Raw genomic sequence first — 12,969 nt, 5'->3', positions numbered from 1 at the left:
CCATAAAAATCATACAAAAGTATTACTTGAACCAACATGGTTATTTCTTATATTCTTTTATACAATACTAACCTTATGATATAATTCATCAAGAGGAGGCAATCATGAAATACAACGACATTATGATACACATAGAGACTTGTGATTTTACGACTGTAGATAAAAAGAACTGGTATGCCAATGATTTTGTGCCACTTGTCAGCAAACTATATTTTATTAAAAAAGGTTCTGCTAAGCTTATTATAGACAATCAGTCTTTTATAATAGAAGAAAATAGTCTTGTACTTATTCCACTCAGAACCAAACAGACTTTTTATTTGGAGACTGATAAAATGACGCATTACTATTGTCACTTCACCTTGCCGGTCGGTCATCACTTGGATTATTTTGACCTAAAAGAAGTTGGTATAATATCACACCTAGATAATCCTAATAAAGTCATTAAATTATTTGATGTCCTTATAAAAGATTTTAAGAATATTTCTGATCTATTTCATCGTAAAGAAGCTTTGATGAAGTTATTGGACTTACATATGAACCATTCAGATAAGATCCGAGACAAAGTCTTAGATCCTAATATTCAGTCACTGAATCGTATAACCACTTATATTAATGACAATCTTCACCTTCAACATACAACAAGCGATTTAGCTGCCATGATGAATGTTCATCCTAATTACTTTATAAGACTCTTTAAAAAACATTACGGTATGCCACCAATTAAATACATCAACACACTTAGAATTAATACAGCCATTCAACACCTACTATACAGCACAAAGACCGTTACAGAAATAAGTCAACTCCTTGGGTTTTCTGATGTATTTTACTTTTCCAAGCTTTTTAAGAAATATACTGGTAAAACACCAATCTTTTATCGAAAAAAAAACTGAGAAGCACTAACTTCTCAGTTTTTTATCTTAATAATCTTCTCGGTCAAATACCGATTCCCATTCGTCTGATACAACAGGAATATCTTCTGGTGTAGATAAATTAAACTCTGCATAAGATGATTGACCCGAATTGATTAAGTCGCCTCTAAGTCTTACATACAAGTGTGCAAATGTTTGGTTTGGATAAGGGTTTACAAATAAGACACCTATACCAAGCGCTAATGTCCCTAAGATATACCAACCTATAAATGATACATCTAAAACAAACATATCAAACTTTTGACCATTTGTCATTTGATTACTCATCTCGATTGCTCTCTTTGGCGTGATTTCAGGATTGTCCGCCATGATATAAGGCACAAACCTATAAGCATAACTTTTGATGATACCTGGAATAATTAGTAATAAAGTCCAAAGGAATAAGAGTACACCTCTATAAAGCATGGTAAGTACAATGTTGCCGTATTTACCTTTTTTAAAGCCTGACATAACATGATTAATTGAAAATTCCTCTTCAGTCGCTTTTATAAAGTACTTTTGACAACCAACTTCAACTACAGTTCCTACTAATACACGGAATAAGATGATTGCTAAAAAGATCAATAAGAATATGCCTAAGAAAATGAAGAAAAATGAAAAATCAACACCTTCAAGTGCTCCTACGTCTACATTCCCAGTGCCGTTGTAGCCTTGTTCAAAACCCGTTCTAAAATCGTTGAAGTTACCACTTGATCCATTGAAATTAAAGCGACTGTTACTTCCTCCACCGCTACTACCGCCACCTATAACTGCTAAGATCAAACTAACTAGAAAAGCCTTCCAATAACTTTTCTTTAATATCGCTTTTGCTTGATCTTTTAATTCTGCTCTAGTCCACATATAAACCTCCTATATAATTGCTGACTCTATTATATAACAATTATTTTCTAGGAAACAAGGATTTGTACGAAAGTACATTTTTTCTTAATGAATATGTTTGTCAACCTGCATAACTATATAGTTGACAATATAAAATCATAGGTTATAATCAATTATGGAGGTAATCATGAATACAAAATTATTATTAAGAACATCATTAGCTGTAGCCTTAATCGCTTTAGGTGCACAAATCAAACTACCGTCACCCATCGCAGGCTACTTCACACTACAACTACCAGCAGTCATCATTATATCATGTGTACTTGGTAAAAAATACGGACCTCTGTCTGTAGGCATTTACATATTGGGTGGCTTACTTGGTATCCCTTGGTTTGCTGGCGGCGGAGGCCTTGCTTATGTTTTAAAGCCTACTTTTGGTTTCCTATTAGGTTTTATCGCACTATCATACTTGACTGGTATGGGTCAAGAAAAGAAACACACATGGCTTTACGCTTTACTAGGTACTTTTCTTGTTTGGCTGATTGGTATGCTTTATTTAACATCTATCAACGTCTATTACTTAGGAGTTGATATGTCCTATATGTCAGGCATCATGGCTATTTTTTCTCTTGATCTTGTATTTGACTTTGTTCTTACATTGACAGCAGTTACAATTGGAAAAAGAGTTGAATCAGCATTGGAGCTTATATGATTTGGTATCCTTATGCTCAAATGAAAACGATGGACGAACCCATTCACATAACAAAAGCTCAAGGCATTTATTTGTACAGTCATAAGAATAAATACATCGACACAACGTCTTCCTGGTGGAGTGTCATTCACGGCTATAACAATCAGGAAATCAACCAAGTGATCAAAGAACAGGTTGATGAGTTTTCACATGTCATGTTAGGTGGCCTGACCCATAAACCAGCCCTTGATTTAAGTCATAAGCTGAAGTCATTTTTGCCAGGCAGTCTCAATCATTGCTTCTACTCTGATTCAGGGAGTGTAGGCGTTGAAGTTGCCTTAAAGATGGCCATTCAATATCATTTCAATCAAGGGAAATGCAAGAAAAAAGAAATCATAGCCCTGACCCACGCTTATCATGGTGATACATTTAAAACAATGGCCGTTGGTGATGATCCAGATTATCACCTAGCCTTTCCTGATAAAGAAGGTGTTCATCATATCAATCCTAATGTAGAAGAACTTAAGATGATACTTGAAAAGCATCACGAAACTATTGCTTGTTTAATTGTAGAACCTCTTTTGCAAGGTGCAGGCGGTATGAGAATGTATGGTGTCGATTTTCTAGAATCTGCAAGAGCCTTATGTGACCAGTATAATATCCTTCTTATTTTTGATGAAGTTGCAACAGGCTTTGGTAGAACCGGTCATCGATTTGTCAGTGACTTAGTATGTCCCGACATTGTAGTTTTAGGAAAAGCCCTAACGGCAGGCTATATAGGTCATGCAGTAACATTGGCAAACGATAAGGTCTTTGACGGCTTTTATTCAGATAAAGCCGAACACGCTTTCATGCATGGCCCTACTTTTATGGGTAATCCACTTGCCTGTAGAGCGGCCTTGAAGTCTATAGAGATCTTTGAAAGAGAAGATTACATAAGTAAAATAAAGCATATTGAAAAGTTACTTAAAGATGCATTTAAAGATTTCAACCATGATGCTATTAAGGAGATTAGAATACTAGGGGCATATCTGTGTATAGAAGTCTACAACAAGGAAAACCTAAAAGGCTTTAAGAAGTACGCCTTAGATAGAGGTGTACATAGCAGGCCCTTCATCGATTACATGTATGCCATGTTTCCGTATATCATAAAAGATAGAGAACTACATCTAGTCATCGATGTATACAAGTCATGGTTTAAGGAGGTAGAATGATAAAATTTATTATAGGAACAGATACAGGCGTCGGCAAAACATACTATGGCAGAAAACTCATTAAAGAAGGTCATAAGGTCATCAAGCCCATTGAAACTGGCAAGGCAGATTTTGAAGATATCCATAAAAGTGATTCATATCAATACAGTCACCTTCAAGACTTACCGATTGATCAAATAAACCTTTATTTTTTTGATACACCAGCATCTCCTCATCTGGCGGCTGAATTAGATCATGAAGAAGTTGACCTTGATAAAGTGAAACATTTTATAAAGGATGCCGGTTCTTCTTATGTAGAGCTTGCCGGCGGCTTAATGGTACCTCTTACAAGAAACTACACCCAGCTCGATCTAATCAAGTCATTTCCTGATTCACAAGTGGATTTGGTTGTTTCAAATAAGCTCGGTTGTATCAACCATACACTTCTTACCCTAGAACTTCTTAGAAGTCATCATATTAAAATAGGAAAGATCTATATTAACAATATGGAAAATGAGTCTATTATAAGTAGAGATAACGAAAAAACGATATTAGACTACATAAAAACAAGTGCAGACTAAGTCTACACTTGTTTATTTGATTAAGCATATAATGGATATTTATCACATAAGGCTCTAACTCTTGCTTTTGCCTCAGATAAATCGCCATCTCTATTTTGAATTGCAAAGTCAATGATGTCAGCAATTTCAGCCATATCTTCAACTTTAAATCCTCTAGTAGTAACAGCAGGCGTACCAATTCTTAAACCAGAAGTGACAAATGGACTTTCCGTTTCATTCGGTACCGTGTTCTTATTAGTTGTAATACCGATCGAATCTAAAAGTTTTTCTGCTAACTTACCAGTCACGCCCTTGTTTCTTAAGTCTACTAACATTAAGTGGTTGTCTGTACCACCTGATACAAGGTTAAAACCTCTTTCAGTAAATGCTTCTGCAAGTGCTTGAGCATTATCAATAACTTGCTGTTGGTATGTCTTAAACTCAGGCTTTAAAGCTTCTAAGAAGCATACTGCTTTAGCAGCAATTGTATGCATCAAAGGACCACCTTGGATACCTGGGAAAATCACTTTGTTTACTGCTTTAGCATATTCTTTCTTACAAAGAATAGCACCACCTCTAGGGCCTCTAAGCGTCTTATGAGTTGTTGTAGTAACAAAATCTGCATAAGGTACTGGATTTTGATGTAAACCTGCAGCAACTAAACCAGCAATATGAGCCATGTCCACAAGTAATAATGCATCAATTTCATCTGCAATACTTCTAAAAGCTTCAAAGTCAATTGCTCTTGGGTAAGCACTTGCACCAGCTACAATCATCTTTGGCTTTTCTTTAACCGCTAACTCTCTTAAAGCTTCATAGTCAATGTAGCCATTCTCGTCAACATCATAAGAAACCACTTCATATAATTGACCTGAGAAATTAACTGGTGAACCATGTGTTAAGTGACCACCGTTTGATAAATCCATACCTAAGATTTTATCACCAGGCTTTAAGGCAGCCATGTATACGGCCATATTAGCACCAGAACCAGAGTGCGGCTGTACATTGGCGTGGTCTGCACCAAATAGTTCCTTTAAACGGTCAATTGCAAGAATTTCAGCTTTATCTACATACTCACAACCACCATAGTATCTTTTATTCGGGTAACCTTCTGCATACTTGTTTGTTAACCAAGAACCACTAGCCTCCATAACTGCTAACGAAGTGAAGTTCTCTGATGCAATCAACTCGATATGCGTCTGCTGACGTGTCATCTCCTCATTGATAGCCTCATATAATTCAGGATCTACTCCCTTTACTCTATCTAACATCTAGTCCTCCTGTTTTCTATACACAATAATTGGATTTCTTGCAGCCGCTAACTCATCAATTCTAGTTATATGAGTTGTAGAAGGCGCTTGATGTAACAAGTCTGGATCTTCATCAATTTCTTTTCTAATTGAAATCATGGCATCAACAAACTTATCCATATTTTCTAAAGATTCTGTTTCTGTTGGTTCAATCATCATGGCTTGATCAATGATAAGTGGGAAATAGATTGTCGGCGGATGGAAGCCGTAGTCAATCAATCTCTTTGCGATATCAATGGTGTTGATACCATGCGTTAAGCCGAAATTACCACTTAATACAAACTCATGTTTACATAATTCATCAATAGGTAAATGATAATGTTCTTTCAGACGCGTCTGTAAGTAGTTGGCATTAAGAACAGCCACTTCACTTGCACGTTTAAGACCATCAGAACCCATAGAAAGAATGTAAGTATAAGCACGGATAATGATACCTATATTACCAAAGTAATTTTTAATTTTACCAATCGAATCAGGTCTATCATAATCTAATGTATATTTTTCTTCTGACTTAGTCAATACCGGATACGGTAAAAATGGTTCTAAGAATGACTTAACACCAATTGGACCAGCACCAGGACCACCACCACCATGCGGTGTCGAGAAAGTCTTATGGAGATTCAGGTGAATGATGTCAAAGCCCATATCACCAGGTCTTACTTGACTCATAATGGCATTCATATTTGCACCATCATAATAAAGTAATCCACCTGCATCATGAACCATCTTAGTTATCTTTTCTATATTTTTTTCAAACAAACCTAAAGTAGAAGGATTTGTAAGCATCAAACCAGCAAAATTTTCGTCTATCGCTTCTTCTAAAGAATCTAAATCTACGGCACCATTTGCAGTTGATTTGATTTCAATGATCTTAAAACCAGCAACATTTGCAGATGCAGGATTTGTACCATGAGCAGCATCAGGCACAATAATATTTTTACGATGACCTTGGCCATTTTTTAAATGATAAGCCTTCATGATCATTAAGCCAGTCAGTTCACCATGAGAACCTGCAGCAGGTTGTAAACTCATAACATCCATACCAGTCACTTCTGCTAAAGAATCAGAAGCCAACTGCATCAACTCCAAAGTACCCTGAACATCTTCTACCGGTTGTTCTGGGTGAATACCAGAGAACTTAGGGTTGTTAGCCATTTCTTCATTTATTTTAGGATTGTACTTCATTGTACATGATCCTAAGGGATAAAAACCTGTATCTACGCCAAAGTTAAGATTACTTAAAGCTGTATAATGTCTTACAACTTCTGTTTCATTCACTTCTGGAAACTCTATTTCTGTTTTTCTTAAAGTTTCGTCTCCAAAATACGATGTATAATCCATTTCAGAAAACTCTTGATCTGGAAGTGCATAACCCTTATGACCAGGCTGAGAAACTTCAAATATTAATCTATCATATTTTCTCATTACAACACCTCCACTGATTTGATTAGATAATCTATCTCGTCTTTTGTTCTATTCTCTGTTACAGTAAATTGAACGATATTGTCATCTTTAATGGCTTTCACAGTCATGATACCCGCTTCACTAAGCGCCTTATTTAAAGCATTCAAATCTTTAACTTTTACAAGGAACTCTCTATAGAAAGGTTGGTCTGTAACTTTTTCAAAACCATTTAATTTAAGAAGTTCATTGTACAAATAATGGGCCTTATTAGTCGAGTTAACTGCAATTTCTTTGATACCTTGTTTACCTAATAGAGACATGTAAATAGTAGCACCCATGGCATTAAGGGCTTGATTAGAACAAATATTAGAAGATGCCTTTTCTCTTCTGATATGTTGTTCTCTCGCCTGCAATGTTAATACATAAGCACGATTACCATTTGCATCTACACCTTCACCAACAATACGGCCAGGCAATTTTCTCATCATCTTCTTAGTCGTTGCAATAAACCCAAGGTGTGGGCCACCATAGTTCATTGGATTACCAAAGGCTTGCATTTCACCCACAGTGATATCAACGCCATACTCACCAGGTGTTTTTAAAATACCTAATGATGACGGATCAGCATACATAATGTTTAAAGCCTTATTTTCCTTTGTAATATCCATAAACTCACTGTAGTCTTCTACAATACCAAAATAGTTTGGTGATTGAACAAGTAAACCAACAGCATTTTTTGATACTTTTTCTTTATAAGCATCAAGATCTGTTATGAAATCCTTAGAAGGAATCATTTCAATCTTAAACTCTCTAAATTTTAAATATGTACAAACAACTTGTATAATCTTAGGATTTACAGTTTCAGAAATAAATAAAGTATCACCTTTAGATTTATCGAAAGCCATTAAAGCAGCTTCTGCTGCAGCAGTTGGACCATCATACATAGAGGCATTTGAAGCATCCATGTCCGTTAAATTAGACACCAATGTTTGGAATTCAAAAATACCATGTAAAGTTCCTTGACTGATTTCAGGTTGATATGGTGTATAAGCTGTAGAGAACTCACTTCTCGATGTTAAATAAGGTACGATTGATGGAATATATGAATCATATGTACCACCACCTAAGAAGCAAAGTGCTTCACTTGCCGATGTGTTCTTAGAAGCTAACTTGCCAACTAAACGACGTACTTCAGCTTCTGATTTATGCTTAGGTAAGTTTAAAGGACCTTTTACTTTTAGATTTTCAGGAATATCTAAAAATAACTCGTCAACAGACTTAGCACCAATCACCTGAAGCATTTTTTCCTCATCAGCTTTTGAAATTGGTATGTATGGAAACATCTACGCCTCCTCCTCACAGAACTTTTCATAAGCAGCAGCATCCATAAACTCATCTAATTGAGATACATCTGATAACTCGATCTTAACTACCCATGCTTCGTAAGGCGCTTCATTCATTTTTTCTGGCTCATCATCTAAGTCTTCATTAACTTCTAGAACTGTACCATCAACTGGTGCAAGAATATCAGTTGCAGCCTTTACAGACTCGATTACAGCAAAGTTTTCACCTTTTTCTAATTCATCTTCTTCATCTGGTAATTCAACATAAACGATACCACCAAGCATATTTTGAGCATAATCAGTAATACCAAATGTAGCTGTATTGCCTTCTACCTTTAACCATTCATGTTCCTTCGTGTACTTTAAATTTTCTAAAACCTTCATATTACCCTCCTATTTCTTATAGTTCTTCTTATAAAATCTCTTACTTATTATAGTTGCAGGTACCTGCTTCTTACGAACCTGTACCATTAATTGTTTACCCATTTCGCCATAACTTCTATCAACTAATGCAAGAGCCACACTCTTACCAACTGTTGGCGACTTATAACCGGTTGTAATATGACCAATTACTTGATCGTCACAAAGCACTTCATAACCTTCTCTTGCAATACCTTTTGCAATCTCAAGACCAACAAGTTTTCTCTTAATACCAGTCTCTTTGATCTCTACCAAAGCATCTTTACCAATGAAATCATCATTGTCTAACTTAACAAACATTGACAAACCAGCTTCTAATGGATTAATTTCGTCACTGATCTCATGACCATAAAGTGGTAGACACGCTTCAAATCTAAGTGTATCTCTAGCGCCTAAACCTATCGGCATGACATCTTTATCAATCAACAACTCCCAAACTTTCACAGCATCGTTATTAGAAACATAAATCTCAAAACCATCTTCACCTGTATAACCAGTTCTAGACACTAGCGCTTTTACATCGCCAATCATGACTTGTCTGTTACAGTGGAAAAACTCAATTGATTTTAAATCCACATCTACAAGACCTTGTAGAATATCCTGAGCATTCGGACCTTGAAGAGCCAGTTGTGCAACATTATCTGAAATATTTTCTAAAGAGATATCAAATCCTTCAGATTGACCTTTCATCCATTCAAAGTCTTTGTCTACATTAGCAGCATTGATTACTAAGTAGAAATAGTCCTCTTCAAATCGATAAACCAGTAAATCATCAACAACTGTACCATTCTCATAACACATGACTGTGTATAGTACCTGATTATCAACTAACTTACGTACATTGTTTGCAACTAAGTTTTGAACAAACTTAAGTGCATCTTTTCCCTTAACTTCAACTTCACCCATATGGGATACGTCGAATAGACCAACATTGTTTCTAACTGCCTCATGTTCTTCTGTTATCCCAACATACTGAATAGGTAACTCAAACCCGGCAAAATCAACAATTTGACCCTTTGCTTTTACGTGTTGTTCGTAAAGTGGTGTGTGTTTTAAAGACATGTATTATCTCCCTTCTATTAATCTCAAGCTCATTATGACATAAAAGCCTATGGATTAAAATACTCTTTTGACGTTTATAGTAACATTTTATAGACGTTTTATAGACGCATATTAAAAAAACACGAATGCATGACTAAAATAGCCTCAATCGTGTCTCTGTATCGTAACCTGAGAGTTTCCAGAATAACTGTTTCTCCTTCGGCGCTTTCGCTTTTCCAGAGTTCCATCATGCACCGATCCATTTGCCTGAGAGTTTCTCTTATTTATTGAGATCAATAAGATTTCTCCTTCGGCTACTGTTTACCCAGTATCTCCCGGATGCAATCACTTGGAACAATATTAAATTAATTATTTATAATACTAAATGATTTTATAGTAAAAGTAAAGAACTTTTTCTCAAATTGTCACAATATTTCGAAAGATATTTTTTTAACAATATTCATCACTTTACAAACTGTGGATTTATGGTATGATGATTCCAATAAGATTCAAGGAGGAATACATGAAAATAGTTTTAAATGAAAACACATCTTTAAGCTTCAATATGGCCGCAGAAGAATATATGATGAAGTGCTTCAACGATGATATATTCATGCTTTGGAGAGCCAAGAGGTCCGTTCTTATCGGTAAAAATCAAAACGCTTTAGCTGAAGTAAATTATGATTATGTCAAAGAAAATGATATCGATGTAGTCAGAAGATTATCTGGCGGCGGCACTGTTTTTTGTGATTTAGGAAATACAAATTTCGCCTTTATCGTTACAGATAAGAAATCGTTTTCAGACTTCAGAAAATTTACCAAACCAATTTTAGAAGTACTTCAAAAGCTTGGTGTAAATGCTGAATTCTCAGGCAGAAACGATTTAACCATTGAGGGTAAGAAATTCTCTGGTAATGCCCAGTACAAGTATAAAGACAGACTTTTACACCACGGTACCTTGTTATTTTCTTCAGATTTAGGCGATTTAACCAAATCTATTAATCCTCCGAAAATCAAATATGAATCTAAAGGTATCTCGTCTGTTAAAAGCCGTGTAACCAATATTAAAGCACACTTAAAAGACGATATTGATATCATTAAGTTTAGACAACTTATAAACCAACACATACTAGAAACCGTAGAAGATGCTGAGTTTTACGAGTTTACTGATGAAGATATCAAAAAGATTGAAGAAATTGAAAATCAGAGATTTAAAACATGGGAATGGAATTACGGCAACTCACCAAAGTATACAAGCTATAGAAGTAACAAGTTCTCCGGCGGCGTACTTGAAGTATATTACGAAATTACAAAAGGAAAAATCGCCGGCGTAAAAATGTTTGGTGACTTCTTCAGTAGATTTGATGTAGCGGATATCGAAAGCGCCTTAATAGATGTTACCCATGAAGAAAATGCAATCAAAGAAACATTGAATCAGTTCAATCTAGACGACTACTTAAAAAATATCACTGCAGATGAAATAATCAGCCTGTTCTTCTAAGGGGGGATTTATGGAAAGAAAACCAGAATGGATGCGTGTTAGACTCTCTAGCACCGCTCACTTAAACAAGGTCAACAACCTACTTAAACAATACAATTTAAATACCGTTTGCCAAGCAGCAAACTGCCCCAATCGTTTAGAGTGTTTTTCTTCAAAAACAGCTACCTTTATGATACTGGGCAAAGAATGTACCAGACACTGTAGATTTTGTAATGTTACTTCTAACCCACCAGAATCTCTTGATGTAAACGAACCTGAAAATGTCGCACAAGCCATTAAAGATTTAGGCTTAAAACACGCTGTTATTACTTCTGTCACTAGAGACGATCTACTCGATCAAGGTGCTGAACATTTTAAGAAAACAGTACTTGCAATCAGAAAACATAACCCTGATACAAGTATAGAAGTCTTAACACCAGACTTTAACGGTGTAGAATCGCTAATTAAAATCGTTGTAGAATCAAAACCGGATGTTTATAATCACAACATAGAAACCGTAAAATCGTTATACGAAGATGTTCGACCTGAAGCCGACTACGACCAGTCACTAGAAGTCATCAAAACCATCAAGCATTTAGACCCTTCTATGGTAACCAAGTCAGGCATTATGCTCGGTTTAGGCGAAACTGAAGATCAAGTGATTCAAACACTTAAAGATTTAAGACAAGCAGGATGCGACATCGTTACAATCGGTCAATATATGCAACCTTCTGATCAACATGTAAAGATGCAAAGATACATTCATCCTGATGAGTTTAAGAAATACGAAGACATAGCCTACGAATTAGGCTTTAAGGCAGTGGCATCAAGCCCACTGGTAAGATCATCTTATAAGGCTCTAGAGTCATTAGAAGTCATAGAAAACAACGCGCATTAGGCGCGTTGTTTTATTGTTAGAGATTATTTAATTTCATTAAGAAAAAATACAGACAAAGTACCAGGACCCGAATGAGCGCCTATGACGCAACCAACGTAGTTAACAATAAAATCATTACATCCATATTTTTCAGTAATCATTGCTTTTAAAGATTCAGCAGCTTCTAAATCATCACCATGGTTGATAGCAATCATCTGCTTATCGAGGTTTACACCCCTCTCACCCATCATTTCCACCATTCTCTTCATAGCTTTTTTTCTAGAACGTATCTTTTGAACTGGTATCAGCTTACCATCTTCCACATCCAATATCGGCTTGATATTAAGCATAGACCCCATAACAGCAGCACCTCTAGAAACTCTGCCACCTCTATAAAGATACTCAAGGTCATCTACAGTAAATATATGCTCCATGTGTTTACAGTTAAATTCTGTCGCCTTAATTATTTCATCAATGCTTTTGCCTTCTTGCGCCAATTTACCAGCATAGTAAACCACTAAGCCAAATCCTATGGAAGCAGCTTTAGAGTCAATAATATGTATTTTATATTCTGGGTGGGATGATAACAGATCATTCTTTACCAATTCAGACGTTTGGTAAGTCCCAGATAAACCCGATGAAAAAGCTATGTAAAGAACATCATCACCTGTTTCTGCAAGCCTGGTAAAAGTTTCTTCAAACATAGGTGCTGTAATCTGCGCAGTCCTAGTTTTTGCCCCTTTTCTCATGCTATCAAAAAAGAATTTTGGATCAACTTCTCCATCATAATGCTCTTCATCGTTTAGATAAACAATCAAAGGCATGACCTCAATATTCAGGCTATCTGTAATCGATTTTGGTAAATCACAACCCGAATCCGTTAAAATCTTAACTGCCAT

13 protein-coding genes and 1 riboswitch are annotated in these 12,969 nt (G+C 35.8%); of the genes, 6 read left to right on the top strand and 7 right to left on the bottom strand.

Going from position 1 to position 12,969, the window contains the following annotated elements:
* Positions 1 to 104: 104 nt before the first annotated feature.
* Positions 105 to 893, top strand: coding sequence for an AraC family transcriptional regulator (locus tag EZV73_RS14965; protein WP_240841201.1), 789 nt, complete (start codon positions 105 to 107; stop codon positions 891 to 893).
* A 27-nt stretch (positions 894 to 920) separates the two neighbouring features.
* Here the strand turns inward: EZV73_RS14965 and EZV73_RS14960 are convergent, their stop codons facing one another.
* A complete protein-coding gene (locus EZV73_RS14960; RefSeq protein ID WP_240841200.1) occupies positions 921 to 1,772 on the bottom strand; it encodes a DUF975 family protein in 852 nt (283 codons plus the stop codon).
* Positions 1,773 to 1,938: 166 nt separating this feature from the next.
* Between EZV73_RS14960 and EZV73_RS14955 the strand changes: the two genes are divergently transcribed.
* The 3 genes from EZV73_RS14955 to bioD are packed head-to-tail and all read left to right on the top strand — an operon-like array spanning position 1,939 to position 4,216.
* Complete coding sequence (locus EZV73_RS14955; protein WP_240841199.1) at positions 1,939 to 2,463, top strand: biotin transporter BioY; 525 nt, start codon at positions 1,939 to 1,941, stop codon at positions 2,461 to 2,463.
* The gene (gene bioA, locus EZV73_RS14950) at positions 2,460 to 3,656 is read left to right on the top strand and encodes an adenosylmethionine--8-amino-7-oxononanoate transaminase (RefSeq protein ID WP_240841198.1); all 1,197 of its coding nucleotides are present in this window, start codon (positions 2,460 to 2,462) and stop codon (positions 3,654 to 3,656) included. The genes EZV73_RS14955 and bioA overlap by 4 nt, the downstream gene beginning before the upstream one ends.
* The gene (gene bioD, locus EZV73_RS14945; protein ID WP_240841197.1) at positions 3,653 to 4,216 is read left to right on the top strand and encodes a dethiobiotin synthase; all 564 of its coding nucleotides are present in this window, start codon (positions 3,653 to 3,655) and stop codon (positions 4,214 to 4,216) included. The genes bioA and bioD overlap by 4 nt, the downstream gene beginning before the upstream one ends.
* A gap of 20 nt (positions 4,217 to 4,236) precedes the next feature.
* Here the strand turns inward: bioD and glyA are convergent, their stop codons facing one another.
* From glyA to gcvT, 5 genes are read right to left on the bottom strand one after another with little or no spacing between them, the layout of a single operon-like run.
* Entirely contained in the window at positions 4,237 to 5,466 is a 1,230-nt protein-coding gene (gene glyA / locus EZV73_RS14940) for a serine hydroxymethyltransferase (RefSeq protein WP_240841196.1), read from the bottom strand.
* Positions 5,467 to 6,930: an aminomethyl-transferring glycine dehydrogenase subunit GcvPB gene (gene gcvPB, locus EZV73_RS14935; protein WP_240841195.1), complete on the bottom strand. Its 1,464-nt coding sequence runs from the start codon at positions 6,928 to 6,930 to the stop codon at positions 5,467 to 5,469.
* The gene (gene gcvPA, locus EZV73_RS14930) at positions 6,930 to 8,252 is read right to left on the bottom strand and encodes an aminomethyl-transferring glycine dehydrogenase subunit GcvPA (RefSeq protein WP_240841194.1); all 1,323 of its coding nucleotides are present in this window, start codon (positions 8,250 to 8,252) and stop codon (positions 6,930 to 6,932) included. The genes gcvPB and gcvPA overlap by 1 nt, the downstream gene beginning before the upstream one ends.
* Positions 8,253 to 8,636 carry a glycine cleavage system protein GcvH gene (gcvH, locus tag EZV73_RS14925; protein ID WP_240841193.1) on the bottom strand — a complete coding sequence of 128 codons (384 nt, stop codon included), beginning with the start codon at positions 8,634 to 8,636 and terminating at the stop codon, positions 8,253 to 8,255. It abuts the gene before it with no gap.
* Positions 8,637 to 8,645: 9 nt separating this feature from the next.
* On the bottom strand, positions 8,646 to 9,734 hold the full coding sequence (gene gcvT / locus EZV73_RS14920; protein WP_240841192.1) for a glycine cleavage system aminomethyltransferase GcvT: 1,089 nt from the start codon (positions 9,732 to 9,734) through the stop codon (positions 8,646 to 8,648).
* 224 nt (positions 9,735 to 9,958) lie between these two features.
* Positions 9,959 to 10,061, bottom strand: a riboswitch (glycine riboswitch).
* A gap of 175 nt (positions 10,062 to 10,236) precedes the next feature.
* On the opposite strand from gcvT, the gene EZV73_RS14915 reads away from it, so the two are divergent.
* Together EZV73_RS14915 and lipA are read left to right on the top strand one after the other, a co-directional pair.
* The gene (locus EZV73_RS14915; RefSeq protein ID WP_240841191.1) at positions 10,237 to 11,214 is read left to right on the top strand and encodes a lipoate--protein ligase; all 978 of its coding nucleotides are present in this window, start codon (positions 10,237 to 10,239) and stop codon (positions 11,212 to 11,214) included.
* A gap of 10 nt (positions 11,215 to 11,224) precedes the next feature.
* Entirely contained in the window at positions 11,225 to 12,091 is an 867-nt protein-coding gene (gene lipA / locus EZV73_RS14910) for a lipoyl synthase (RefSeq protein WP_240841190.1), read from the top strand.
* Between the two features lie 23 nt (positions 12,092 to 12,114).
* Here lipA and EZV73_RS14905 read toward each other — a convergent pair whose 3' ends face one another.
* A complete protein-coding gene (locus tag EZV73_RS14905) occupies positions 12,115 to 12,969 on the bottom strand; it encodes a DegV family protein (protein WP_240841189.1) in 855 nt (284 codons plus the stop codon).

The sequence above is a fragment of the Acidaminobacter sp. JC074 genome (assembly GCF_022496765.1).
GTDB lineage: Bacteria > Bacillota > Clostridia > Peptostreptococcales > Acidaminobacteraceae > JABXKX01.
Note: the sequence above shows the minus strand (reverse complement) of the source record. Positions and strands in the feature narration are given on the sequence as shown.